At 38.9% G+C, this 26,499-nt stretch carries 17 protein-coding genes and 5 pseudogenes; 13 read left to right on the top strand and 9 right to left on the bottom strand.

The window, feature by feature from the left end; genetic code table 11:
• Positions 1–59 precede the first annotated feature (59 nt).
• Positions 60–3,538, top strand: a pseudogene (gene mfd / locus ACLKL2_RS00830) (transcription-repair coupling factor).
• A gap of 23 nt (positions 3,539–3,561) precedes the next feature.
• Entirely contained in the window at positions 3,562–4,434 is an 873-nt protein-coding gene (locus tag ACLKL2_RS00825) for a CsiV family protein (RefSeq protein ID WP_413693010.1), read from the top strand.
• Between the two features lie 97 nt (positions 4,435–4,531).
• On the opposite strand, the gene ACLKL2_RS00820 is transcribed toward ACLKL2_RS00825, so the two are convergent.
• From ACLKL2_RS00820 to rluC, 4 genes and pseudogenes are all read right to left on the bottom strand, one after another.
• Entirely contained in the window at positions 4,532–4,819 is a 288-nt protein-coding gene (locus ACLKL2_RS00820; RefSeq protein WP_413693009.1) for a hypothetical protein, read from the bottom strand.
• Positions 4,816–5,538 carry a glycosyl transferase family protein gene (locus tag ACLKL2_RS00815; protein WP_413693008.1) on the bottom strand — a complete coding sequence of 241 codons (723 nt, stop codon included), beginning with the start codon at positions 5,536–5,538 and terminating at the stop codon, positions 4,816–4,818. The genes ACLKL2_RS00820 and ACLKL2_RS00815 overlap by 4 nt, the downstream gene beginning before the upstream one ends.
• 21 nt (positions 5,539–5,559) lie before the next feature.
• Positions 5,560–6,204 (bottom strand): HAD family hydrolase, encoded by a 645-nt coding sequence (locus ACLKL2_RS00810; protein ID WP_413693007.1) that lies wholly within the window; start codon positions 6,202–6,204, stop codon positions 5,560–5,562.
• A gap of 1 nt (position 6,205) precedes the next feature.
• Positions 6,206–7,143, bottom strand: a pseudogene (gene rluC, locus ACLKL2_RS00805) (23S rRNA pseudouridine(955/2504/2580) synthase RluC).
• 333 nt (positions 7,144–7,476) lie between these two features.
• On the opposite strand from rluC, the gene rne reads away from it, so the two are divergent.
• Both rne and trxB read left to right on the top strand, forming a co-directional pair.
• Positions 7,477–10,413: a ribonuclease E gene (gene rne, locus ACLKL2_RS00800; protein WP_413693006.1), complete on the top strand. Its 2,937-nt coding sequence runs from the start codon at positions 7,477–7,479 to the stop codon at positions 10,411–10,413.
• Positions 10,414–10,594: 181 nt separating this feature from the next.
• Complete coding sequence (gene trxB, locus ACLKL2_RS00795) at positions 10,595–11,548, top strand: thioredoxin-disulfide reductase (protein WP_113819352.1); 954 nt, start codon at positions 10,595–10,597, stop codon at positions 11,546–11,548.
• Between the two features lie 88 nt (positions 11,549–11,636).
• On the opposite strand, the gene folD is transcribed toward trxB, so the two are convergent.
• Complete coding sequence (folD, locus tag ACLKL2_RS00790) at positions 11,637–12,491, bottom strand: bifunctional methylenetetrahydrofolate dehydrogenase/methenyltetrahydrofolate cyclohydrolase FolD (RefSeq protein WP_413693005.1); 855 nt, start codon at positions 12,489–12,491, stop codon at positions 11,637–11,639.
• A 306-nt stretch (positions 12,492–12,797) separates the two neighbouring features.
• Here folD and yccS point away from each other — a divergent pair, with 306 nt between their 5' ends.
• From yccS to efpL, 3 genes are all read left to right on the top strand, one after another.
• The gene (gene yccS, locus ACLKL2_RS00785; RefSeq protein WP_413693004.1) at positions 12,798–14,993 is read left to right on the top strand and encodes a YccS family putative transporter; all 2,196 of its coding nucleotides are present in this window, start codon (positions 12,798–12,800) and stop codon (positions 14,991–14,993) included.
• Positions 14,994–15,086: 93 nt separating this feature from the next.
• Entirely contained in the window at positions 15,087–15,413 is a 327-nt protein-coding gene (locus tag ACLKL2_RS00780) for a TusE/DsrC/DsvC family sulfur relay protein (protein ID WP_413693003.1), read from the top strand.
• Between the two features lie 23 nt (positions 15,414–15,436).
• Positions 15,437–16,003: an elongation factor P-like protein EfpL gene (gene efpL, locus ACLKL2_RS00775; protein ID WP_333385540.1), complete on the top strand. Its 567-nt coding sequence runs from the start codon at positions 15,437–15,439 to the stop codon at positions 16,001–16,003.
• 133 nt (positions 16,004–16,136) lie between these two features.
• On the opposite strand, the gene ACLKL2_RS00770 is transcribed toward efpL, so the two are convergent.
• Both ACLKL2_RS00770 and ACLKL2_RS00765 read right to left on the bottom strand, forming a co-directional pair.
• Positions 16,137–16,589, bottom strand: a complete 453-nt coding sequence (locus ACLKL2_RS00770) for an NfeD family protein (protein ID WP_413693002.1) — start codon at positions 16,587–16,589, stop codon at positions 16,137–16,139.
• 2 nt (positions 16,590–16,591) lie between these two features.
• Positions 16,592–17,534: pseudogene (locus ACLKL2_RS00765) on the bottom strand (SPFH domain-containing protein).
• A 288-nt stretch (positions 17,535–17,822) separates the two neighbouring features.
• Between ACLKL2_RS00765 and ACLKL2_RS00760 the strand changes: the two are divergent.
• The 6 genes and pseudogenes from ACLKL2_RS00760 to ACLKL2_RS00735 all read left to right on the top strand — a co-directional run bounded on the left by ACLKL2_RS00760 (position 17,823) and on the right by ACLKL2_RS00735 (position 24,875).
• Complete coding sequence (locus ACLKL2_RS00760) at positions 17,823–18,170, top strand: putative quinol monooxygenase (RefSeq protein WP_413693001.1); 348 nt, start codon at positions 17,823–17,825, stop codon at positions 18,168–18,170.
• A gap of 170 nt (positions 18,171–18,340) precedes the next feature.
• Complete coding sequence (gene dbpA / locus ACLKL2_RS00755) at positions 18,341–19,729, top strand: ATP-dependent RNA helicase DbpA (protein WP_413693000.1); 1,389 nt, start codon at positions 18,341–18,343, stop codon at positions 19,727–19,729.
• A gap of 365 nt (positions 19,730–20,094) precedes the next feature.
• Positions 20,095–21,501, top strand: coding sequence for a PTS glucose transporter subunit IIBC (ptsG, locus tag ACLKL2_RS00750; protein ID WP_413692998.1), 1,407 nt, complete (start codon positions 20,095–20,097; stop codon positions 21,499–21,501).
• A 203-nt stretch (positions 21,502–21,704) separates the two neighbouring features.
• Positions 21,705–22,840 (top strand): annotated as a pseudogene (locus tag ACLKL2_RS00745) (GNAT family N-acetyltransferase).
• A gap of 2 nt (positions 22,841–22,842) precedes the next feature.
• Positions 22,843–23,450, top strand: a pseudogene (locus tag ACLKL2_RS00740) (DUF938 domain-containing protein).
• A 198-nt stretch (positions 23,451–23,648) separates the two neighbouring features.
• Positions 23,649–24,875 carry a DUF2914 domain-containing protein gene (locus ACLKL2_RS00735; RefSeq protein WP_413692997.1) on the top strand — a complete coding sequence of 409 codons (1,227 nt, stop codon included), beginning with the start codon at positions 23,649–23,651 and terminating at the stop codon, positions 24,873–24,875.
• Here the strand turns inward: ACLKL2_RS00735 and ACLKL2_RS00730 are convergent.
• Both ACLKL2_RS00730 and ACLKL2_RS00725 read right to left on the bottom strand, forming a co-directional pair.
• Positions 24,872–25,432: a hypothetical protein gene (locus ACLKL2_RS00730; RefSeq protein ID WP_413692996.1), complete on the bottom strand. Its 561-nt coding sequence runs from the start codon at positions 25,430–25,432 to the stop codon at positions 24,872–24,874. The two genes, ACLKL2_RS00735 and ACLKL2_RS00730, sit on opposite strands and share 4 nt — an antisense overlap.
• Positions 25,433–25,566: 134 nt before the next feature.
• On the bottom strand, positions 25,567–26,496 hold the full coding sequence (locus tag ACLKL2_RS00725; RefSeq protein WP_413692995.1) for an ABC transporter permease: 930 nt from the start codon (positions 26,494–26,496) through the stop codon (positions 25,567–25,569).
• Between the last annotated feature and the right edge of the window lie 3 nt (positions 26,497–26,499).

Raw genomic sequence — 26,499 nt, 5'->3', positions numbered from 1 at the left:
ATAGTGCAATTTTCGCACACACTTTACTAAGCAACTAAATAGATAAAATAAGTCAAAACATGAACAATTTACTCGACATACAAACATTAAAATCCACCACCGATACTCAGCAACTTGCTAACTTAGTCGGTAGTAGCCAAAGTTTAGTGATTAGCCAATGCGCACAAAACAACCCACAAAAGTCGCCGTTAATTGTCATCGTTAATGACACACCCAGTGCCATTAAGTTGCATCAGGAGTTATTATTTTTTGCTGAAAACAAGTTCGAAGTAAACCTATTTCCTGATTGGGAAACCTTACCCTACGACCATTTTTCTCCACATCAAGATATTATCTCAACGCGTATTGAAACCTTATATCAATTACCTTCAATGAAAGAAGGCATTTTGATTGTGCCCGTGACTACCCTGCTATTGAGATTAGCGCCACCTAGTTATTTAAAACAAAATACTTTAGTGGTGAAAACTGGCCAACAATTAGACTTGCAACTACTACGAGAGCAGTTACAGGAGGCCGGTTATTACGCCGTTGACCAAGTACAAGAACATGGCGAGTTTTGTGCACGAGGTTCGTTATTAGACATTTACCCAATGGCCAGCGATACCCCATACCGCATCGACTTTTTTGATGACGAAGTAGACTCTATTCGCCCTTTCGATACAGAAACACAACGCTCTCTGCCAACCATTCAACAGATAAAAATGTTACCTGCTCATGAATTTGCAACAGATAAGCAGGCGATAGAAAACTTTAAACAAGCATATCAAGATAAATTTCCAGCAAAAATTTGTACCAGCAACGATTCTATCTATCAGCAAATTTCACAAACTAATTTACCCGCTGGTATCGAATATTATCTACCGCTATTTTTTAATGAGACAGCGACTCTATTTGATTATTTTCCTCAGCAAAGTCGTTTGTGTATTGTCGGCGATATCAATACAGCTATCGATGATTTCTGGAAAACCATTACCCATCGTTTTGATGAACGTGGTGTTGATTTATTACGCCCATTATTGCAGCCGATTGAGTTATATCTGCGTCAAGAGCAATGCTTTAAGCGTATTAATGAGTTTCCTAAATACCAGTTGCAAGATACCTCTTTTGCCGCGCCTAAGGCAGGTAAAAGCAATTTACCACTGACCACCTTACCTGATATTAGAATTAACCATAAAGATAAAAATCCACTAGCAAATATCAGTGATTTTATTGACAGTTTCGATGGCACCATCTTGTTAAGTGCTGAGTCAGCGGGCCGTAAAGAAGCGCTACTAGAACTACTGAGCCCACTTAAATTATCGATAAAATCAGTTAATCACTTAAGTGAGTGCCAACCGAAAAAACAAAAAGTACATATTACGGTCAGTCGTGTTGAACATAGTTTTATGATCATCGACTCAGCTTTTGCTTTTATCACTGAAACTGAGTTATTGGGCAATAAAATAACCCAAAGACGACGTCAAAATAAAGATAATAACGGAGAGGAAAACTCTGAGCATATTGTCCGTAACCTAGCTGAATTAAAAGTAGGCCAACCTGTGGTTCACATCGACCATGGTGTTGCACGTTATTTAGGGTTACAAACCATTGAAGTATCAGGCAGTATTAATGAGTTTGTTACCTTAGAATATCTTCGTGGTGACAAATTATATGTGCCCGTGACCTCATTACATTTAATCAGCCGTTATAGTGGCAGTGATGTGGAAACGGCACCTATCAGCAAACTAGGTAATGATACCTGGGCCAAAGCGAAAAAACGTGCCGCTGAAAAAGTACGTGATGTCGCTGCCGAGTTACTGGAAATTTATGCTCAACGCGCCGCTAAAAAGGCTTTAGATATAAGCTAAACAAAGAGCATTATGCCTTATTCAGTAATGACTTCCCCTACCAAGAAACCCATGACCAAGCGCTGTCTATTAACGCTGTAATTTCAGATATGTGTTCATCACAACCTATGGATAGACTAGTTTGTGGTGATGTGGGCTTTGGTAAAACAGAAGTGGCAATGCGTGCTGCCTTTATGGCAACTGATAATGCACGTCAAGTTGCGTTACTAGTACCAACCACACTTCTTGCACAGCAACATTTTGAAAACTTCCGTGATCGCTTTGCTAATTGGCCAGTAAGAATTGAAGTGTTATCACGCTTTAAAACCGCCAAAGAGCAGAAGCTTATTTTACAAGATGCCGCCGATGGAAAAGTAGATATTCTAATTGGTACTCATAAGCTATTAAGTGATGGCATTAATTTCGCCGATTTAGGTTTATTAATTATTGATGAAGAGCATCGTTTTGGTGTACGTCAAAAAGAAAAAATTAAACGTCTGCGTGCACAAATCGATATATTAACCCTGACTGCAACGCCTATTCCGCGAACATTAAATATGTCCATGAATGGCATGCGTGATTTGTCTATCATCGCATCGCCACCAGCTAAACGTTTAGCGGTAAAAACATTTGTAGAGCAACGTACCGATCAAACTATCAGTGATGCAATCACACGTGAAATCATGCGTGGTGGTCAAGTCTACTTTTTACATAATAACGTTGAAACTATCGAAAAAGCAGCGTCAGATTTACAAACATTATTACCGCAAGCCAGAGTTGCCATTGCCCATGGGCAAATGAATGAACAACAGCTTGAACGTGTTATGTCTGATTTTTATCATCAGCGTCAAAATGTCCTAGTCTGTACCACCATCATTGAGACCGGTATTGATATTCCTACTGCCAATACCATTATCATCAATCGTGCTGATCACTTAGGGTTAGCGCAATTACACCAATTACGTGGTCGTGTGGGCCGCTCGCATCATCAGGCTTATGCATATTTATTAACACCAACACCTAAACTAATGACTAAAGATGCTAAAAAGCGCCTGCAAGCTATTGGCTCATTAGACACCTTAGGGGCTGGTTTTACACTGGCAACTCACGATTTAGAAATACGTGGCGCCAGGGAATTATTGGGTGATGAGCAATCAGGTCAAATTACCAGTATCGGCTTTAACTTGTATATGGATATGTTAAATCAGGCGGTTGATGCATTACGCAATGGTCAAGAGCCTAGTCTAGAGCACCTATTATCAACGCAAGCAGAAGTTGAATTAAGAATTCCGGCACTGATACCTGATGATTATATTCCAGATGTGAATATGCGTTTATCTTTGTACAAGCGTATTGCAAATAGTAAAAATAATAATGAACTTAATGAGATACAAGTAGAACTAATTGATCGCTTTGGTTTATTACCTGACTCAACTAAAAACTTAGTGGCTGTCACCGCAATAAAACAAAGATGTTCAAAACTAGGTATTGCTCGCATTGAAGCCCATGCATTGGGTGGCGCAGTAACCTTCACTGAACATACAAAGGTTGATCCCATGTTTCTCGTTTCATTACTGCAAACACAAACAAATACCTTTAAACTTGACGGGCCAAGTAAATTGAAATTCAGTATCGCATTGGAAAATAGTGCAGAACGTCTAAACTGGTTGAAACAGCTACTTGATAGTTTTAAATTAAATCTTATTAAATAAAATCAAATAAAAAGGATAGCCTTTTGAATTTACGTTATATTTTACCATTATTTTTTGCAGCAACTTGTTCCTTGAATGCCCAAGCAGCAGGTGACCGCTGGTTTGACGTGGAGATATTAGTCTTTAAACGCAATGTTGATGTACAAGATAATAGTGAACAACTAGATCAAAATAATGTTTATTTAAAACAGCGCCAACGTCTAGAAGTAATCAAAGCCGCACCAGCGACCAGCTGTTTAGATGGGCAGCCTTGTTTACACCAACAAAATCCTGTGCGTTTAACCGATGCACAAATGGTGAAAGGTGGACATAGATTACAACGCTTAAATGGCTTGATGCTTAATGAGCAATTAAAAAGATTAAACAACCACCAACTTTTCACACCACTACTCCATACAGCATGGCGTATGCCAATACAAAATAAACAAAATGCATCACCTATTCATCTATTTGCAGGTAAAAACTATGCATTAGCCATGGAGCAAGCAGGTTTATCTTCTAATTCAAGCACTGCATCAGCACAACCAGATCAATCAATGGATGTATTAGCAGCGTTACAGAAGAAAGAGATCTTACAAGATTTGTATGAAATTGATGGGAATCTACTAATCTATGTAGAGCGTTACCTGCATATTGATAGCCAATTGATTGTGCGTACTGAAACTGAGAAATCAGTCTCATCGCCATTATCGGTGCGCGGATCAGAAACTAAAGCAGTGGAGCAAGACGGTGTAGTGCAAATCGTTAATCAAGAGCCTGTTCAGCGAAATGTGCGTACAGAAAAAGCCATCACTGAAACTTTATTTGATCAATCAACCCGTTTGCGTAGTGAAGAGATACATTATTTTGATCATCCGCTATTTGGCATGATCATTCAGATTAGAAAAATTAAATAAAACAGATCACGCACTTTCAGCTTAATTATTTAAGCGATAAGCCGCAATCAAAAAAGGAAGCTATTTAGCTTCCTTTTTAGTGTAAATTTAAATCCCCCTAAATAGCTCTGGTTTCCCATAACTGTTTGGCTTTTTGTAATGCTTCATCCTGCGAGCATTCAGGTTGCATCTGTTTCAGTACCATGGCCATGGTGGTGATCACGGCAGCATCACCATAGGCATCTTCAATCTCTTTATTCCATACTTTTAATAAGTATTCAGCGGATACTTCGGTATGTGCTCCGGAGAAGTCTTCGAGATAAGTAGGCCAATCCTGTTCGATATAACGTGTTTGTCCATCTACTTGTGTCACTCCACAAGCTAAGGTAGAGACACGCGGATTCACTTCACTCTCACCCCTTCACCTTTGAAAGCGATAATACTATGTTCATTGTTTAACAATGCCGCTTCAGCGTGTATTTTCTCGTAACTTTTATGGAAAACACCGTGAATACTATAAGGCGCATTCGTTGGGTTAACGCTGCGTGCTACTGTATTCAAAGGCGTACGTAAACCAACTTGTTCACGCAGAGCTAATAATTCGATTAGTTCTGGACAATATGCCGATAACGGTACATACACTAGTGCATTTTTTTCTAAGTCTAGTTTAGCCTGCTCTGGACTATCCGCTATTTCAATACCTAATAACGGACAAGCAGATTCCACTTGGTACTTGATCAAATCAACGGTCATATGACCATGTAAAAATATCTTAATACCATTCGCAGCTAATACTTTTGCCGCCAATAATAACCAAGGTGGCTGTCTTTTTTTACCTGCAAAGCAAGGCCAATCCAGATCAACGGGTAACGTTTGCCATTGCTCAGATACTTTTCCACGTAAAGCTTCAATATAACCTGCCGCTTCTTCTGGTGTTTCACAACGTACACGTTGCAGCATAAGTAACACAGCCAATTGCAAAATCGTGGCATCACCGTTTAAATAATCACTTAATGCTTGTTTTGCTTCTGCCATGGTTAGAGGACGACGCCCTTTTTCACCACGCCCTGTTAATTTTATATATTCACTAAACAACACTTTATCTTTCAAAGCTGACTCTTTCACAATAAATCCTTCATAAATGACTTAAATATAACTATCCAACTCAGTGGCAAGGCAATCCAAAATAGCTTTAGGTTTAGCTTGCATTAACTGTGTTGAATTATGCACACCATAACTTACACCCAAACTATCGATGCCCGCATTAGCAGCCATCTCTAGATCATAGATAGAATCACCAATCATCAAAGCTTGTTCGGCAGGGATCGCTAATTTGTCTAATAACATTTTAATCATTAATGGGTCTGGTTTGGAGTGTGCTTCATCAGCACAAACAGTGCCACTAAATAGATGCGCAGTATTGGTTTTAGCAATCATACGATCCAATCCTACTCTTCCCTTACCGGTTGCAACGGCTATTTGATAACCGCGTTGCTGTATGTTAACCAGCATATCTGCAATGCCATCGTAGAAAGGCGTTTCAATATGCTGATTCGCATGATAGCGGTCGCGATAGGCGTCCACTAATTGCTGCTGTTTAATGAAGGGTAAATCAGGAAATAACTGTTGCGTAGCTGTTAACAGGCTTAAACCGATAATATCTTTGATTGCGGCTTCACTTGGTACGGCAATATCGATTTGTTTGGTAGCCTGTTGCATACACAACACAATTTTATCTAGGGAGTCCATTAAAGTGCCATCCCAATCAAAAATAATTAACTGGTATTTCATATTAACTGCGCTGTAACTTGGTTAATAAAGTCTCTAAACGAGGACAAAGTGGCGCACTAACAGTCATTTTTTCTCTAATACCGGATGGTAAAAGGTAATATGAGCAGCATGCAGGAAAAGTCGATTTAATCCTAATGCAGTCATTTTACTATCAAAAGTACTGTCACCGTAACGTTCATCACAGGCGATATTATGGCCTTTACAGGCACTGTGCACACGAATTTGGTGAGTTCGTCCAGTAACTGGACTCGCTTCCACTAAGGTAGCGCCTTCATAACGTTGCACAATTTTAAAATGTGTTTCCGAGGGTTTACCCAATGGGCTAACTTTAACCACAGAATCTTGGGCATTCTTTAATAAAGGTTCACGTACTAATCGGTCTTTTTTGTCCCATTGACCTTTAACTAACGCGAAATACTGTTTTTTCATGGTTTTCTGACGTAACTGCTCGTGCAGTGCACGTAACATACTGCGTTTTTTTGCAATTAATAGACAGCCAGATGTTGCTTTATCTAAACGGTGAGCTAATTCTAAGAAGCGTGAATCTGGACGTAAGGCACGCAAGCCTTCAATCGCTCCAAAATTTAGACCACTACCGCCGTGTACTGCTAAACCAGAAGGTTTGTTTAAAATAATTAAAGCGTCATCTTCATAGACAATAGCGGACTCTAAATTTTTAATGCTGTTGAGTTTAGGTGAAGGTAATGCATTTTCCGGATCAACTTTTACAGGTGGGATGCGCACGGTGTCGCCAACCTGCAATTTGTAATCGGGTTTAATGCGTTTTTTATTAACACGAACTTCTCCCTTACGCACAATTCGATAGATCATGCTTTTAGGCACGCCCTTTAAATGTAAGCGAAGAAAGTTGTCGATTCGTTGTTGTGCATTTTCTTGAGCGATGTCAATAATGCGTACTGAGTGATTTATCTGTTCCATTCGTTAAGTTTATCATGCCTGATCGCATAATATGCAAAAACTTTGTTGCTTGTAAGTAGATATAAATGCGACAATAACAGAGTTAATGCCTCGCAATTCCTTCTCTATAAAATTGCTAGTAGGCATGGCTATTATGAAAGCAAATCAAATGATTAGAATGTAACGCTGATGTGTTGAATTATTTTTGATTTAACGCTTTTTTTGTATCCGCTTTTTAACGCACCTCTGAATACTTCCAGTCGAGAGATTGTATAACCAGACATGAGGTCAAGCATGCAAAAAAACAGTTAGTACATATAGAAAATAACGAAAAAATACTACAAGAGTTCACAAATGAAAAGAATGTTAATCAACGCAACTCAAGCAGAAGAGTTACGTGTAGCCCTAGTTGATGGGCAAAAGCTGTATGATCTTGATATTGAAAGTCCTGGTCACGAACAAAAGAAAGCAAATATTTATAAGGGTAAAATCACACGTGTAGAAGCAAGTTTAGAAGCTGCATTTGTTGACTATGGCGCAGAACGTCACGGTTTTTTACCGCTTAAAGAGATTGCTCGAAACTACTTCCCAGAAGGATATTCATTCAAAGGCCGCCCTAACATTAAGGATGTGATTAAAGAAGGCCAAGAAGTAATTATTCAAATTGAAAAAGAAGAACGTGGTAACAAAGGCGCAGCCCTAACCACATTCATTAGTTTGGCTGGTAGCTACCTAGTATTAATGCCAAACAACCCACGTGCAGGCGGCATTTCACGTCGTATCGAAGGAGATGACCGCACTGAACTAAAAGCCGCTTTATCGAACTTAACGCTGCCTAAAGGCATGGGGTTAATCGTACGTACTGCCGGTGTTGGTAAATCAGCAGAAGAGTTAGAATGGGATTTAAATGTACTGGTTAATCATTGGCAAGCCATTGATCAAGCATCACAAACTAAAGCCGCTCCTTTCTTAATCCACCGTGAAAGTAATGTTATTGTACGTTCAATTCGTGACTACTTACGTCGCGATATCGGTGAAATCGTTATCGACCACGCTAAAACATTTGAATTAGCAAAAAGTCATATCGAAATGGTACGCCCAGACTATGTTAACCGTCTTAAACTGTACCAAGGTGAAATCCCACTATTTACTCACTACCAAGTTGAAAGCCAAATTGAATCTGCTTTCCAACGTGAAGTGCGCTTACCATCAGGTGGTTCAATTGTTATCGATCCAACTGAAGCATTAACGTCTATCGACATTAACTCTGCACGTGCAACGCGCGGTGGTGATATCGAAGAAACTGCCTTTAATACTAATTTAGAAGCCGCAGAAGAGATTGCACGCCAATTACGTTTACGTGATTTAGGTGGTTTAGTGGTGATCGATTTCATCGATATGACCCCTGCTCGCCATCAACGTGAAGTTGAAAACAGAATGCGTGAATCAGTTCGTCAAGATAGAGCACGCATCCAATTAGGCCGCATATCTCGCTTTGGTTTAATGGAGATGTCTCGTCAGCGTATTCGCCCTTCTTTAGGTGAATCAGCTTCTAGAGTATGTCCGCGCTGTCACGGCCAAGGTACTATTCGTGATAATGATTCATTATCTTTAGCAATTCTTCGTTTAATTGAAGAAGAAGGCTTAAAAGAAAACACTGCACAAATTCAAGCACGTGTACCGGTAGCAGTTGCTGCTTACCTGCTTAATGAAAAACGTAAAGCAGTGGCTAAAATTGAAAACCGTCATGGTTGTGAAGTTTACATTGTACCTGATGCCAACCTACTAACGCCGCACTTTGAAGTGAAGCGTACACGTAAAGATGGTAAAGAAGATATCAACTATGATGCACTTGAAAAGCAACATACAGTTTATATTCCAAACAGTGCGCAAAAAGAGCATGAAGAGCTTGAAGAGCCGTTACTAAATGGCTTTAGTGCACCTAAGAAAGAGGCTGCGCCAAAAGCACAAACTCAAGAAAAAGTAGCCGCTAAACCAGTGGAGCAAAAACCTTCTTTTGTTGCTAACTTGATCCAATCAATTGTTAAATTCTTTAGTGGTGAGCCAAAGGTTGAAGTTGAGAAAGAGCCTGAGCAACAGCCACAACCAAAGAAAGAGACAACTCGAAATACTCGTAATAACAAGAGTAATCAAAACCGTAACCGTCAACGCAATAACCGCAATGACAAATCGGGTGAGCAATCGAATGAACGTCGTAACAACCGTAAATCAGCTGATCGCAAACCAACAGCACAAGCTAAAAAATACGATAACGAAGATAAAACATCTCAAAATAACAATGAGAAAGGCAATAACCAAGAAGTTATCGTAGCACGCCGTAAACGTCGTAATATGCGTAAGAAGGTACGTGTACAACAGCCAGAAAATGCGGCTGAAACAAACACAACACCTGAAAAACCTAACGTTAATAACGATGCGCCTGTTAAAGCAGCTGAGCCGAAAAAGCCAAAAGCTAAAAACAAGCCTAAAAAATCGCCTGAAGCAAACAAAGAAGCTAAAAAGCAACAGGCACCAGTGAGTGAGCAGAAAGCAAATGAAGTAAAAGCTGAAGAAACCACAGCAAATACTGAAGAAGCTTATACTCCTGTTGAGATCCCACAACGTCGTTCACGTTACCTGCGTAACAATGGTCAACGTAACAAACGCGATCAACAAAACGATCCAGCTAAAGAAGCAATTACTTCTCGTTACCCTGAGGCTGAAACAGAGCAAGTTGAAGCACCAAAAGTGCAATCAGCAGCGCCAGTAGCAGAAACCGTTGATAACATTGCGCCGGCTGAAGCACCGCAACAAGAAGCTGAAAAGCTACAAAAAAGTGTTGAATCTTCTCCAGTGAGCCCTGCTGAGAAAATTCTACCACTGAAAGAAAAAGCAGTAGCAGCTGCTCCAGTTGCGTCTGAAATAGTTGAAGAGCCAGCTAAACCTGTTGAGACTGTGGTTGTAGAGGAAGAGCTAGAGCCTGTGATTGTGACACCAGAAGTGAAGCTTGAAGCAGCGCCTGAAGCAGTTGAAACAGCAAAAGCAGAAGTGACAGAAACGCCAGTTGAAGCATCAGCAATAAGCACAGCTAAAACAGGTACAGTGAGCATTGCTAAAGGACTATCAACGTCAGCAATGGTTAAAACGATTTCTGAGCCTTTAGATTTATCTAAAGAGATCAAGATCGTTGCTGCAACTGAACGCCAAGCGATTGTAAAAGCATCACAACAAGCGGGAAGCTCATTTGCGAGTAACCGTTCAAGCAGTGACATGGTAAAAACATCGTTATAATAAATCGTTATAAACAGTAGATAATAACTATTAGTAAAAACGGATATTCCTATGGAATATCCGTTTTTTTACTGCAGTTTGTCCCTCAACAGTTTAGAATCAATCACAATTATCAACAGTCACACTCAACAGCTTTATTAGCTTAATAGCTCCAGTGAGTCGTATTATTCAAGGTAACAATATGAGCGAAGTAAGACATAACAAATTGTTAATTTTAGGTTCAGGCCCTGCAGGTTACACAGCAGCAGTATATGCAGCTCGTGCCAACCTTAAACCAGTATTAATTACAGGTATGCAACAAGGTGGGCAATTAACAACAACTACCGAAGTTGAAAACTGGCCAGGCGGCGCAGCTGACATGACAGGCCCAGGTCTAATGGAAAGCATGAAAGAGCACGCTTTACGTTTTGATACAGAGATTATTTTTGATCACATCAATGAAGTTGAGTTAACTAAACCACCTTTCACTTTAAAAGGTGATACCGGTACTTATACTTGTGATGCATTAATTATTGCAACAGGTGCATCGGCACGTTACTTAGGATTAGATTCTGAAGAAGCGTTTAAAGGACGTGGTGTTTCTGCTTGTGCCACCTGTGATGGTTTCTTCTACCGTAACCAAAAAGTAGCGGTTGTTGGTGGTGGTAATACTGCTGTTGAAGAAGCGCTATATCTATCAAACATTGCCTCTGAGGTACACCTTGTACACCGTCGTACTGAATTCCGTTCAGAAAAGATTCTATTAGATCGCCTGAACGAAAAAGTAAAAAATGGCAATATCGTTTTACATACTGACCGTACATTAGACGAAGTATTAGGCGATGATATGGGCGTAACAGGCTTACGTATTAAAGATACCTTATCAGACAAGACTGAAGAGCTAGATGTAATGGGTGTATTCATTGCAATCGGTCATAAACCAAATACCGATATGTTCGAAGGTCAGTTAGAGATGAACCACGGCTACCTAAAAGTACAAACAGGTAGCGAAGGTAATGCAACTCAAACCACTATTCCTGGGGTATTCGCTGCGGGTGATGTATCTGATCACATCTACCGTCAAGCAATTACTTCTGCAGGAACAGGTTGTATGGCCGCACTTGATGCAGAAAGATACCTCGATAACTTAAAATAGTAATCTGCTATTGTAGTGTTGATATAAAAAAGACTGCCTAGGCAGTCTTTTTTATTGGCAAATCAAAATTTAATTAAACCATTAAATCTTAAGAATGAAATTCATTACAGGCAAACAGTGTGTTTTCAATCAAGGTTGCTACTGTCATTGGGCCAACACCACCTGGAACAGGTGAAATATACGCAGCTCTCTCTTTAGCTGTTTCAAAATCAACATCACCAGTAATTTTACCAGTGTCTAAACGGTTAATACCCACATCAAGTACGATTGCGCCTTCTTTTACCCACTCACCAGGAATAAAGTTAGCTTTACCACGCGCCACCACTAAAATGTCAGCTTGACGAACATGATCTTCTAAATCAGTTGTAAAACGATGACACGTTGTGGTTGTACAGCCCGCGAGCAATAATTCTAACGTCATTGGACGACCAACAATATTGGATGCACCTACCACCACTGCATGTTTACCATGAAGGTCAACATCAATAGATTCCAACATAGTGATCATGCCACGAGGTGTACAAGAGCGTAACTTAGGAATACGCTGAGCTAAACGCCCTACATTATAAGGATGGAAACCATCCACATCTTTACTTGGTTGAATCTGCTCGATAACCAGCGTTTCATCCAATGACTTAGGCAATGGAAATTGCACTAAAATACCGTCAATGCTGTCATCTGCATTAAGTTGGTCAATCAAAGCCAGTAATTCATCTTGTGTAGTGGTTTCTGGTAGGTCAAACGCTTTAGAGGTGAAGCCTACTTTTTCACAAGTACGACGTTTACTTTGAACATATATTTGCGAAGCAGGATCGCCTCCCACTAAGACAACAGCTAAACCTGGAGCGCGAAGGCCCTTTGCTATACGTGCTTTCACACCCTCAGTCACTTTATCAGTAACCTTAGCCGCAATCGCTTTACCATCAATGATTTGTGCAGACATCAAGCAATACTCTTTGTAGTTGAGAAATTGTCGCTATTGTCGCAAAACTCAATTAAGAAGTCACATCAAAGATGTAAAATTTAACAACTTAAAACGTGCTCTTTTAGCCTAAATTAGGTTTATGATTGATTGTGCTTTTAGTATTCCATTCACAATCAGTTAATGTCTATAATACGCCCCTGAAATGGCGGTGATAAGCAGTGATATATCACCCTTAAACGGTTAAATTTAACTCTGTTAATTTTTCTGATTAGTATAAACTAACTATGTCATTATTTTCTTTACTACTCCCATGAGAAGTCTCGCATGCAACACTCTTTTACATTAATGCTCAGGCGCCTAATTACCGATTCCAATACACATTCTGGCTTTAGAATTGTAATAGCAATGGCTTGCGTATTTGTACCTGCTATTTTCGACCTACAATTTGGTTTTTTTAAACAATCAAGCTTAGCGATATCACTGTCTTTATGTTTAGGCGTGCTCGCATCCGCTATTGTAGAAGTCGATGAAAACACTAAAGACAGACAAAAATTTATCGCAACCGTGATAGCTTGCTTCTTTATTGCATCATCGAGTGTTGAATTACTTTTACCCTACCCTATTTTATTCGCTGTGGGTTTGGGGACATCTACTTTTGCATTTATGATGTTAGCAAGTTTAGGTATGCACTATAGCCGCATTGGATTCGGGGCAATCCTTATTGCGATATATACCTTAATTGGTCATCAACCAGAAGCTGCATGGTTTGAGTCTCCAATGTTGTTAGCCTTAGGAGCTTTATGGTATGGGCTGTTTGCTATTGCTTGGTCACATTTAAGTCCTAACCGAACATTACGAGAACAATTAGCACAGTTATTTTATGCATTAAGTCGTTATCAGTTACAAAAATCTGAACTATTTGATACGCAAAAAAGTAACTCTCGACAAGCAATTACCGATACCCGCCAAAAGTTAGCCCAATTGAATATTAGTATTGTGGCTCGATTAGCCTCATCTAAAGATATGGTAAAGGGTCAATACCAAGCTAATAGACGTCAACAAGAATTATCGCGTCTTAATCAATATTATCTGGTTGCAGAGCAAATACATGAACGTATTTGTGCAAGTCAGTATCTATATAGCCAGTTAGAGCATACCTTTGGCCGTAGTCAAATTTTAGAAGGCTTTCATCAACTTTTATTACAGCTCAGTAGTGATTGTCACCTAGTCGGCAACTGTATTAAAGACAAACATCCATATTTACATAGCAAACGTTTAAAATGGACTGTACAAGCCCTATCGGATCAACTCCTATTACTAAAACAAAAACTACAATCGTTTGATAATAATCAAGAGGCAATGCAAGCCCTTCAAGCTATTTATGATAATTTAAATGGAATTGATCAGTTATTAATGTCATTGACCAATGTTAAATCGCAACAATATCCAATTATTGTAGATAATGAACAAAAGCTGCCCCGTCCTTTTTGGAAAGTGCTATTTGAAGCCTATCAACAAAAAACACCTGTTTATAAACATGCAGTGCGTATTAGCGTCTCCTTAGTGATCGCTTTTGCCATACAAGCTAAGTTTAACCTGAATAACGGCTACTGGATTCTTCCCACAGTATTGTTTGTTTGCCAACCTAGCTTTAGTGAAACACGCAAACGATTAATGTTAAGAAGCTTTGGTACCTTATTGGGTATTTTACTCAGTTTTCCAATTTTCTATTTTTTACACGATACACTCTCACAAAGTGTATTCATGGTATTGGCAGCATTTTTATTTATTACCTATGTAAAAACCAATTATGGGCTCGCGGTTATTTTTATTACCATCATGGTGATGATCTTAACTAATCTGTTAGCACCTTCTGGTATTGCTTTCTTATACGCCCGAATTTATGAAACTTTAATTGGTTGTATACTGAGCTTTGCTGCAATCAGTGTTATCTATCCAGATTGGCAATTTAAACGCTTTCCAGGGTTGGTTAATAACCACCTTTTAAAAACTAGCCGTTATTTTAAGCAGGTTGCACAGCAATATCAGTTTGGTCGAAGTGAAAGTATTATCTTCCGTCAAGCTCGTTTCGCCGCTTTTAAGTCTGATTCAGCATTAACCAATGCTTGGCAAAGTATGTTATTTGAACCGAATTCAAAGCAGCACCTTAAAAAAGAGGTTTATGGATTAGTTAATCGATGTGATGCTTTGTGTTGCTATATTGCAGCCCTTTCATCGCACCGCCATAAGATTGAATCAGAAACTGAATTAGCCGTATTATCAGCTTTGTTTGAAGCGACCTCTCAACAAATTTTGTATACCTACCGCCCGGAATTAAAAGCGCAAACTGAACATGTGATCGAAATTGATACCTTCGAACAGCATAAAGAAAATATGTCCGATGAAGCAAAATTGATCGTTGAGCAACTTAAACTGATCGCCTTTTCCGCCATGGATATACAGTTATTATTAAAGAAGATTGAAGAGACTAGTGAGAAAAAGCGACTCATTGCACAGTAGACAGGCTTAACTGTGCTTTTAGGATAGGCAACTTACAACTTTTATTATAGAATTTTGCAGCAATCAAGCGCCCACCGATAAGAGGAAGATATCTTGCTTTTTAATGGTCAAGACATTGCAACTGATGCACAAGGCTACTTGCTCGATTCCGCACAATGGGATCTTGCTTTAGCGGAGTCAATTGCAAACATAGAAACAATTACAATGACAGATGAACACTGGCAAGTGGTTTACTTTGTACGCGAGTTTTATGAGGAATTTAATACCTCTCCAGCGATTAGAGCCTTAGTAAAAGCGATGCAAAATAAATATGGTAAAGATAAAATCAGCAGTCGTTACCTGTATAAATTATTCCCTGATGGCCCTGCAAAGCAAGCCACCAAAATAGCGGGTTTACCAAAACCAGCTAGATGTATTTAAGTACTTAATAAAGGAAAGATAAGATGCCTAAGGCAAGTGATATCAAGAAAAACACCGCAATCGAATTTAATAACAGTGTTTACATTATTAAAGACATCGAACGTTCTGTACCACAAGGTCGTGCTGGAGGTAGTTTATACCGCATGCGTATGTACGACGTAGTTACAGGTGCAAAAACAGATGAAACTTTCAAAGACAGCGATATGCTAACATTAGCAGACCTAATCCGTCGTAATGTTATGTTTTCTTACATTGATGGTGAAGAGTATGTATTCATGGATAATGAAGATTACACACCTTATAACTTAAACAAAGAAAGCATTGCTGAAGAAGTATTATTCATTGATGAAAATACACAGGGCTTACAGGTTGTGATTGTTGATGGTTCACCAGTAGGTGTTGAATTACCTGCAAGCGTTGATTTAACTATTACTGAAACTGACCCATCAATTAAAGGAGGTTCAGCAACAGCACGTACTAAACCTGCAATCTTAACGACAGGTTTAACAGTGCAAGTACCTGAGCACATTTCAACGGGTGATAAAATCCGTGTAAATACTACCGAAAAGAAATTTATGGGACGTGCTTAACTAGAACGCTTGGTTATCCTTAACAGCTAGAAACAATAAAGCCGATATTAATTATCGGCTTTATTTTTATATGATGTAAGAATATTAAATATCTGCTTTAAATCTAATTATCGATTGGTCAACACTTCCTTTACTAAACAGCCTCCACTGTTAATACGCCGACTTGCATATTGACTATCTTCACTTCAGTACCAGCTGTTAACGCTTGCTTTGATTTAACCTTCCAATCAATACCTGAATATCGATGACTGAGCGTTTTACCTAAATGTAGATCTTCTTCTAGAGTAAATGTTTCCCCTACCATGCCATTTTCAACTTGGTGAGCTTCAACGCTATTTTGCATACGCTTCATTGGCTTCCAGCTAACTAAAGCAACGAGTGATGATATAACCGCCGTTGCAAGTAAGGCATTAACTAAGGTTTCAGGTAAAAAACCTAATGCCATTAATAAGCCGGTAATAATGGTTCCTACACCTACAAATAATAATACAAAGGTTGAAAAACCTAGTACTAGGACTTCAATCACTAAAAAGATTAGACCCAGCACAACCAAAGTTTGTGGAAGATGTGTCAGTATATATTCCATAATTAGCCTTTATCTTTATTTAAACTCGTAATAATTGTCATTGCTTGTGCAACCATTGATGCTGCGTCATTGCCACTATCAGGTAGTAATACCACAGATGATTCTTTAGCAATGGCCTCTTTAGCTTGAATCGCTTTGGTAGCAAGGTCTAGCTGGATCGCCTTTTTGACCTGATTCTGTATTAGCAGCTTCACCGACTTTATTTAACGCTTCAGCTTGGGCTTCTGCCACGGCAATAATAGCTTCTGCTTCACCTTGCGCACGTAGGACTTGCTCTTCTTTTTCTGCTTGAGCTTGTAACACAACCGATTGTTTTTGGCCTTCGGCAACATTAATTGCCGCTTGACGATCACCTTCAGATTCTAAAATTTGAGCACGTTTAACACGCTCAGCTTTCATTTGTGTCTCCATTGCTTCCATTACAGTAGTTGGCGGCACAATATCTTTAATTTCATAACGCAGAACCTGAATGCCCCAAGGACCAGCAGCTTCATTGATTGATGCAACGATATTAGTATTTAGAACATCACGTTCCTCAAAGGTTTTATCCAATTCCATTTTACCTAATTCCGAACGCATAGTCGTTTGTGACAGTTGAGTCACAGCAAATACGTAATCATCAACACCGTAAGTTGCTTTATAGGGGTCTAGTACACGAAAGAACAGGACACCGTCGACACTTAACGAAATATTATCTCGAGTAATAGCACTTTGGCTTGGCACATCAACGGCTTGTTCTTTTAAAGATCTATCAGCGCCGATATGATCAATAAAAGGTACTAAGAAGTTTAAGCCTGCTTCGCGTGTTGATTGATACTTACCAAATCGCTCGACTAAATACGCTCTATTTTGCGGTACAAAAATAATCGATTTCTTTAAAATGATAACGACTAAAACTAAGATAAAGACTTGTATATTTAATACGTATTCGAATATGATATCCATGTTCATTTCCTTAAATAAAAAATAGATTTAAATGCTCGGCTTAAATGATAAGTGTAGGCTGATTTACTAATAAATAGTGCGCTGTAATATAAATTAACTATCTAATAATAAGTTTATTATCATCAATATATATCAGTATCATACAGTAAAGATTAGATGAAGTGCGCTGAGCCTTTAATAATATTCAGATTGACTTTAATATTATTGATACGCTTCATGTCTCTATTAAGCTCACAAAATATGAAACACACATCCTAAAATGTAACAGCCCTAGATAAAGGAAAAATAATGTCACAAAAAATTTATTGCATCGCTATGTTTCGGCCTAAAGCGGGTAAAGAAGATGAGTTATTCAAAATATTACAATCATTAGAGCCTAACTCCCAACGTGAAGATGGTTGCATTCAATATATCGTAACCAGACAAATAGATAACCCTTTTGCGACAGGTGAGAGTTTTCCTTTCGTATTTAATGAAATTTGGGCTAGTAAAGCGGCCTTTGAAGCACATTGTCAGCGTAAAGAGATAGTGGCTTTTTTTGAAGAACAATGTGTTGCAGAAGATGGTTTAGTAGAAGCACACAATGTCTGTGTTTATAGTGATCAGCCTGCGAACTTCGACGCGCCGCAGCTATAACTTCACTGTAATGAAGAGTCAAATTTACTGACCAAAGCCAGCATTACTGCTTTGGTCGCTTAATTAAAGAGGTTAGTTAAGTAATAAGGCCTTTTTACTTAATAATTTTGTCCAGCCCCCACAAACTGTTATTGTAGCGATCATTATTAGCCGATCAGGAAATTATTATCGTGAGTGACACCTCTTTTGCAAGTTTGCCTTTATCAAAGAGCCTTTTAAGTAATCTAGAATCATTAAAATATCAGCAAATGACTGAGATACAGGCACAATCTTTACCGCTCATTCTAAAAGGTGAAGATGTGATTGCACAGGGTAAAACCGGCTCAGGTAAAACTGCGGCATTTACGCTTGGTATTTTACATCACTTACGTGTTAAACAGTTTAATATTCAGTCTTTAGTGATCTGCCCTACGCGAGAATTAGCCGACCAAGTGGCCGCTGAGATAAGAAAATTAGCGCGTGCTATTCATAACATTAAAGTACTGACTTTATGTGGCGGTACACCCTTGGGCCCACAAGCGGGATCTCTAGAACATGGTGCACATATTATCGTTGGTACACCAGGGCGTATTCAAGATCACCTAAAGCGTGGTTCATTAAACTTACAAAACCTATCAGTACTGGTGCTTGATGAAGCAGATCGTATGTTGGAAATGGGTTTCCAAGATGCCATTGATACCGTGATTGAACATTGTCCAAAACAACGACAAACACTGCTGTTCAGTGCAACTTTCCCAGAAGGTATTCAACAAATTGCTAAGCGTATCTTAACAGAGCCAAAACAGGTCACAGTGGCTGCAACCCATGATAATGCCAGTATTGAGCAAACCTTCTATTCAGTTCAAAATAACCAGGACCGTATGCTGGCCTTACGTTTATTACTGAATCGTCACCAGCCTGATTCAAGTGTTGTGTTTTGTAATACTAAGCGCGAAGTACAAGAAGTAGCAGAAGAGTTAGCAAACCGAGGTTACAGTGCGCTGGCTTTACATGGTGATTTAGAGCAAAAAGATCGTGACCAAGCCTTGATCCGTTTTGCCAATAAAAGTGCTCGCATATTAGTGGCAACAGATGTCGCGGCGCGTGGTTTAGATATTGATAACTTAAGTGCGGTATTTAACTTCCATGTTGCACACGATCAAGAAGTGCACGTTCACCGTGTTGGACGTACTGGCCGTGCAGGCAGTAAAGGTCTTGCGTTTACTTTTTACAGTAACAAAGACGATTACCGTATCAAATTATTAGAAGATATCTTAGATCGCAATATTAGCGCCAGTGAGTTACCTGACCCAAGCCTTTTAGATGTGTCTCCTGCTCCATCGGAGATGGTAACTATCCGCATTGAAGGTGGTAAGAAACAAAAAATCCGTCCAGGTGATATCGTAGGTGCATTAACTGGAAATGATGGCATTACAGGACAACAAATCGGCAAGATATCAGTGTCTGATTTTTGGTCTTATGTCGCCGTTAGCCGTGAACATTTAAAAATTGCCTTTAAAAAGCTCAGCGAAGGTAAGTTAAAAGGCAGAAAATTCCGAGTAATGGTAGTGCGCGGTTAATTTTTAACGATATGAATACAATGCGCTATTGAGAGATATAAGAATTCAATGGCGCTTCATAAACATATCAAACAAACCAAATTTAAATTTAAAAACAATAACTTAAACTAACATTCACCCTGCCTATTTTGTAAACCTTCATCCCATTAAAAACAAATAACGATTTGTTTAATTTCCTTGATTATTCCTTTTGTAACAGAATGTATCATCGCAAAATAATAAAGTAAGTAAATGTAACTTAATCGATTTTAGTGTTTGGCTTCAATAACGCCCTCCCTTATCTCTATATACTCCATTTCAAGTTAGCAGCAGCGCTTTTAAACATTTAATCAACGACGATTATGAGCAACAATGGAGAATCACTCATGAACTTATTCGGCAATTTACAAAAAGTAGGGAAGTCATTAATGCTTCCTGTATCCGTATTACCTATTGCAGGTATTTTATTAGGTGTGGGTGCCGCTAAATTTAGCATACTACCAGATGTAGTATCACAGCTAATGGAGCAAGCAGGCGGTGCAGTCTTTGGTAACATGGCATTATTATTTGCTATCGGTGTAGCACTTGGTTTTACTAAAAATGATGGTGTATCAGCCCTAGCTGCTGCAGTGGGTTATTACATCATGATGCAAACCATTGAAACATTAGCACCAGGCGCGAACACAGGTGTACTAGGTGGCATCATCGCCGGTGGTATTGCGGCAGCCATGTTTAATCGCTTCTACAATATTTCATTACCTGATTACCTTGGATTCTTTGCAGGTAAACGTGCAGTGCCAATTATGACTGGCTTTGCTGCGATTATTATGGGTGCAATATTAGCCGTAGTTTGGCCTCCAATTGGTGCGGGTATTGCCTCATTCTCACATTGGGCAGCAAACCAAAACCCAACGGTGGCATTCGGTCTTTACGGTGTGATTGAGCGTTCATTAATTCCATTTGGTTTACACCATATCTGGAATGTGCCTTTCTTCTTTGAAGCTGGTTCATGTGTGAATACTAATGGTGAGCAACTAAACGGTATTTTAACTTGTTACCTATCTGCTGATGATGCAACACGTGCTGCAGGTAATGGGTTCGGTCAATTAGCCGGTGGTTACATGTTCAAAATGTTTGGTCTACCAGCAGCAGCGATTGCTATTGCACACTCAGCTAAGCCTGAGAACCGCGCAAAAGTAATGGGTATCATGTTATCAGCTGCATTAACATCATTCTTAACAGGTATTACAGAACCAATCGAATTCTCATTCATGTTCGTAGCACCAGTTTTATACGCAATCCACGCTTTATTAGCAGGTTCAGCATTTGTTGTAACAAACATGTTAGGTATGGTTCACGGTACTTCGTTCTCACACGGTTTAATTGACTTCCTAGTACTCTCAGCAAACGCTCAAAAAATCGTTTACTTTGTGATTATCGGTCTAGTTTACGCAGCGGTTTACTACACATTATTCAGAGTAGTAATCAAAGCACTTAACCTTAAAACACCAGGTCGTGAAGATGAGGAGCAAGAAGCATCAGCAGTATTAAACAACGAAGAGATGTCTTCAGCGTTAGTAGCTGCATTCGGTGGTAAAGAGAATATCGCAAACCTAGATGCTTGTATTACACGCTTACGTATCAGCGTTGAAGATATCAAGCTAGTTGACCAAGCTAGTCTTAAGAAATTAGGTGCCGCAGGTGTTGTTGTCTCTGGTAACGGTGTACAAGCTATCTTTGGTACGCGCTCTGATAACTTAAAAACGGATATGGAAGCTTACTTAGGCAGATAATCCAATCAAAAAACTAACTTGTTAATGACGGATGATTAGCAAGTTGCTAAGCAAGGTGGTCATAAATTCAGAGATAATACTGAATAGATGACCACCTTTTTTGATTGCCGCTATTTTTCCCCCTCAGTCCCGTTGAACTATCAAACTTCAACATTGTGTGTTAAAAAAGTCATATTGTTTATTGTTTTATAACCATAAAGGATATGCGATTGACCACGCCAATAACGATTCAATTCAATGATGCTATTGATACAATCTCTGAACAAGACTGGCAAACCTTAAGCCATTCCAACAACCCTTTTGTTGATTATCACTTTTTTAAAGCACTTGAAACGAGTCAATCCGTTAGTATCAATCAAGGTTGGCAAGCACACCACCTGGTAGCAAAATCGCAGGAGCAATCTGTTGCGGTAATGCCCATGTATTTAAAAAGTCACTCTTGGGGCGAATATGTCTTTGACTGGGATTGGGCGGATGCTTTTGAGCGTTATGATTTAGATTATTACCCTAAACTCGTGTCTACTATCCCTTTTACCCCCGTAGAAAGTAACAAAGTGCTCTCATCTACTTTGCAGGTCAGCGACCTATTTTCAACCTTAATTGAGTATTGTGAACAGCAGCATATTAATAGCTGGCATATTTTATTTACTGAGCAAATAAAAACACCTTTACCTGAAGATGTGTATCAACGTAATACGGTTCAATTTCATTGGTTTAATCGCGGTTACCAAGATATTAATGACTTCTTTGCTACTTTCACCTCTCGTAAGAGAAGAGCAACCAGAAAGGAAAGACTATCTATTGCTCAACAAGGTTTGACAATACGTCATTTAAACGGTCATCAAATCACTGAAAAAGAGATAGCGTTTTTCTATTTAACCTACCAAATCAACTATTTAAAGCGTGGCCATCAACCACATTTAAATATCGATTTTTTAAACAGATCATCTCCTCTATGCCAGATAACATTTTATTAATCATCGCCAGTGACCAAGATGAAGATGTTGCCTGCGCGCTATTTTTTCACGACGATTCACAATTATATGGTCGTTACTGGGGCGCAACGGGCTACTACAACAATTTACATTTTGAGCTCTGTTATTACCAAGGTATTGAATTTTGCATCAATCACAACCTGAGTCGTTTTAACCCAGGAACACAGGGAGAACATAAGATCCAAAGAGGCTTTGAACCCGTATTAACCTATTCATATCATTGGATTATGCATCCTGGCTTTAAACAGGCAATCAAAGACTTTTGTCAACAAGAGCGATCGCATATGCTAACGTACCAAGCACAATGTCGTGCATTATTACCCTTCAAACAAGCAGATAAATAACGATGACAAACAAACCTTATTCGCAAGCTTCTGAAAATAATAAAACACCTATTCTAGCTATTTTAAAAGAGGTTTTTGCAGACAAGAAACAGATACTAGAAATAGGCTCGGGTACAGGACAACACGCCATTTTTTTGCACAGCATTTACCACATCTATTGTGGCAAACCAGTGACCTTATTATTCATCATCAAGGGATTAAAATGTGGTTAGATGAGTGCACTTTAAGTAATGTCCAGCCCCCTATTTTACTCGACTTGCATCATGATTGGCCGACACCAACTAATCATATTCCTCTTGATGGTGTCTATACTGCTAACACCTTGCATATCATCAGTTGGTCATTAGTTATTAAGTTCTTTGAAGGTATCTCAACAAACTTACCCGTCGCAGGTAAAGTGTGTATCTATGGCCCTTTTAAGTATCAAGGTGAATTTACCAGTGACAGTAATGCGGATTTTGATTTATGGCTGAAGGAGAGAGATAGCCACAGTGGTATTCGTGATATAGAAGATATTTTATTACTGGCCGATTCCGCAGGGCTTAAATTGATAGAAGACTACAAAATGCCTGCCAATAATCAATTATTACACTTTGAGAAAATCATATAAAAGGCAGTCAGAAGAGACTAAATTTTAATAGCATTGTAAAATGCCTATAATTAATCAAAAATAATCATCACAATAATATATGATTGTTGGCATACAGATAGGGTTATACCCATTACATTAATTAAGTGGACCTATTAAAGTAGGTCAGTAATGAATTTGATAGGTATTATACCTCCTAATACAAGTGTGAGACATAAGATGAAAGATTCGGAAAACTTCAGCGTCCGTGTAAACTTTAGGCCACAACAGAGTGTTGCTGTGCCTGCGGAAACAAGCTTACATTGGGGGAGAATTATCACCTGTTTATTGCTAGTTGTATTAGTGATCGCCTTAATAATTGGACTTTCACAACCCTTTTTAATCCAACAAAAGCCAACTATCGAAAACACTAATGATGCTAGTGCTTTGAACTCGACTAATACTTCACAACCTAATCAAGATATCGCTAAACCGGATACTAAACCTCTCAATGCACCACTAGCGTTAAACACTGAAATATCATCTAACCAACAGGCTATCAATGTAAATAAAACAAGTGTTGTTGCCGTAGCAGAAAATAAGCCACAACTAAATATAGCACCCAAGCAAGAGCAGATTATCGATACCAATGATGTTGCACTAGCTAGCGTTACAGAAAATCTACAAGATCAGAATATTGATGCTAAACAACTACAAACAACGATTGCCGAGGATCCAACAGTCATTTCTGAAGATGAAGATCAGGCATCCATAGCCTTAGAAAGTACTCAACAAGCGGTTATCGACATCAACAACATTGATCAGATACAAGCTGAATCAATACCTGAAACTGAAGCCGTTAACTTAGCAACAAACAACATTAACCAGTTTTCAGAAGAAACAAATAAAGGCGATGATGCTTTTACTGATATAGATGCCCATGTTAGCAATACTAATATTGAAGACACTTCAACCGCTGACCTTGACGCTGTAGAAGAGCCACAACAGGAAAAAGTGGTTGAGCGTAAACCAACTATTATCGTGGATAATGAAACAGAAATTAATGAGCAACACCTTCTTGCACAACATATCACTCTGCCACCTTCTACCTTATTAATACAAGGCACAGTGCAACGCTTATCAGATCATATTAATCGCTTTCAAATAGCCCCTATGGTGGAAGATCATGAACCATTAGGCACCATTAATGATATCGAATTTGAAGATGGAACACTCACGGTATACGCTTTTTCTGAAGTCTACGACCTTAAAGATACCGTGCTCTATTATGTTTGGAGTTTAAATGGGCGAGATGTTGCAACTGTACCGGTTAAGATAGGCGCTGACCGATGGAGAAGTCATTCCACCAAATTTATTGAACCAAGCATGAAAGGTCAATGGTCAGTAAAGTTACAAAACTCACAGGGTGACAACTTAGCTATTAACCAATTTACTTATGAGCCTTAATTGGTTTGCATCCAACTTTTGCCATTATTTGATGTACGTTTAATCTTTTTAGCTTGTACTAGCCCATTTACAGCTTTAGTAAATTCAGCTTTAGATATATTTAATTCGTTTTCTATATCATGAAGCCCCTTAGGCTCTTTCAACATATTAAAGATTCTATTCTCAATTTTTCGAGACTCTGGAGGTTTAACTACACTCAAAGTAGTAAGCTCTTTTTGGGGAAACCTAGTGATTTTACTGTCTACACCTAATAGCGTGCACTGTAGCTTAAATGCAGCGATAAGATCTTTATCATTGGTGTATAAATTGAATTGTAAAATAGCCTTTTCAGGCTGCGTAATACTAGCGAGTAACCTAGATAAATAGGCAATGATATAAAAATCAGCTTGATTGGCGCCATCTGGATATTCGTCTAAACAAATAAACAATTTCTGTTCGCAATAGCTTTTAATTGAGTCAACTTTAGAAAAGACAAACACTTTATCAATAATTCTAGGATTAACTGCATCTAATCCTCTAAATCCAACATTCTCAGCATCTACGAAGATAATTTCCATTATCCTTTCCCTTGAAAATAAATCACTTAAAAGTAAAAATAAATATCACATTAACATCATTACCATTTGCAGTTCAATAAAAAAGCCACTGATAAACCCTATCAGTGGCTTTGTTGTTTATAACAAACGAGTCATTAATGTAACTTAGGATCAAAGGGTTTTGATAAGCTCATCGGTGTTGATAGTTTCTGTTTTAAAGAGTTGGAGCTGATTAATACCATCACAATCAAGGTTGCTAGATAAGGCATCATCGCTAGCAAGTTAGGTGAGATATCAAACCCAAAACCTTGCATCACTAAATGTAAAATAGATGCAATACCAAATAGGTAAGCCCCTAACATCAAATACCCTACTCGCCATGAAGCAAATACCACCAGTGCAAGTGCAATCCAGCCACGCCCTGCGCTCATATTTTCCATCCACATAGGTGTATAAGAAAGTGATAAATATGCACCTGCTAAACCAGCCATTGCACCACCAAATAAAGTGGCTAAATATCTAATTTTAATCACCTTAATGCCCAGTGCATTAGCCGAATGAGGGTTTTCACCTACTGCTCTAACGGTTAAACCAACACGGGTTTTGTGTAATACCCACCAGGTTGCGCCTGCAATGAAGAAACTCAAGTAGATTAGAATATCTTGATTAAACAGCAGGTCACCAATAAAAGGAATATCACTTAAAAATGGAATCGCTATCGCTTTAAAACCAGGGATAGTTGAACCTACTAAACTTCCACCCATAAAAGAGCTTAAACCAATGCTGAAAATCGTTAAAGCTAAACCCGTTGCTACTTGGCTCGTATTTAAACTTAACGCTAATGCACCAAATAACAGGGCCATGGTCATACCGGCAACCATGGCTAGTGACATCCCTAAAAATAAGTTACCAGTATAATAAGCACCAGCAAAACCTGCCATTGCGCCCATTAGCACCATTCCCTCCTGGCCTAAATTAAGCACACCTGATTTTTCAGTAACCAACTCACCTAGGGCTATGAGTAATAAAGGTGTACCGGTTTTCAATGCAGCAATTAAGATTTGTTGAATGAGTTCCATATCCATGTT

Origin of the sequence: Psychromonas sp. KJ10-2 (genome assembly GCF_047323255.1) — a bacterium.
Taxonomy (GTDB): Bacteria; Pseudomonadota; Gammaproteobacteria; order Enterobacterales; family Psychromonadaceae; genus Psychromonas.
Note: the sequence above shows the minus strand (reverse complement) of the source record. Positions and strands in the feature narration are given on the sequence as shown.